General features: G+C 53.1%; 1 protein-coding gene and 1 pseudogene. Both read left to right on the forward strand.

Going from position 1 to position 749, the window contains the following annotated elements:
- A pseudogene (locus K1V27_RS22550) lies at positions 1 to 351 on the forward strand (hypothetical protein); the annotation flags it as partial.
- 11 nt (positions 352 to 362) lie between these two features.
- Positions 363 to 650: a CHC2 zinc finger domain-containing protein gene (locus K1V27_RS22555; protein WP_258927472.1), complete on the forward strand. Its 288-nt coding sequence runs from the start codon at positions 363 to 365 to the stop codon at positions 648 to 650.
- The last annotated feature ends 99 nt before the right edge of the window (positions 651 to 749 follow it).

Below are 749 nucleotides of genomic sequence, written 5' to 3' on the forward strand. Positions count from 1 at the left end.
ACCGATACTCCCGTAAAGATCGTCCTCAGCGGTCAGGAGCCCCTCGCCAAGCTCCTTGCCCGTGCCTCTCTTAGCGATCTTGTCAACCGAATCACCGTCCGATGTCACCTCGGCGCCTTAACCTCGGACCAGACCACCTCCTATATCGACTCCAGGATGCGTTTCGCGGGGAGCAACGAGAAGGTCTTCGAGCCCGAAGCCAAATCCCTCATCCATGACTATGCCAGCGGCATCCCAAGGCAGATTAATAACATCGCTACCGCCTGCCTCCTCAATGCCGCCGCCCAAAATCTCAACAAGATCAACGAAGCCCTGGTCACCGACACCATGGCCGAATTCCGCCTTCCCTAGGAGAAGACATCATGACAAAGCTCTATTCCAAGCAAAAACTCCGGATACTGCGTAATCAGATCCCCATCTCCCGGCTCATCTCTGATTTTCTGCGCATCCCCTGCAAAGTATCAGACGGGTATTTTCGCTTTCTATGCCCCCTGTGCTCTGAGTTTCAAACCGCCACCAACCCCAAAACCAACCTGGCCCGGTGCTTCCGGTGCCAGAAAAACTTCAATCCCATCGACATGGTCATGGCCGTCAAATGCTGCAACTTCCGTGAGGCTGTTGAAATGATCGACGGCTTACAAGACTGCTAAAATACTCACGTCTTCCCTCACAAGCTCCCACCAACTTGTGGGGGAGGACATCTTCATCTAAACTGGGACTCTCAGAGTCAAATATTGTGAGACTTAGCA

This window comes from Desulfoferrobacter suflitae, assembly GCF_022603395.1.
In the GTDB taxonomy this organism is placed as follows: domain Bacteria; phylum Desulfobacterota; class Syntrophobacteria; order Syntrophobacterales; family Syntrophobacteraceae; genus Desulfoferrobacter; species Desulfoferrobacter suflitae.

Excerpts from the sequence above, each read along its gene's own strand:
- K1V27_RS22555 (WP_258927472.1), top strand. The coding sequence starts at position 363 with ATGACAAAGCTCTATTCCAAGCAAAAACTCCGGATACTGCGTAATCAG.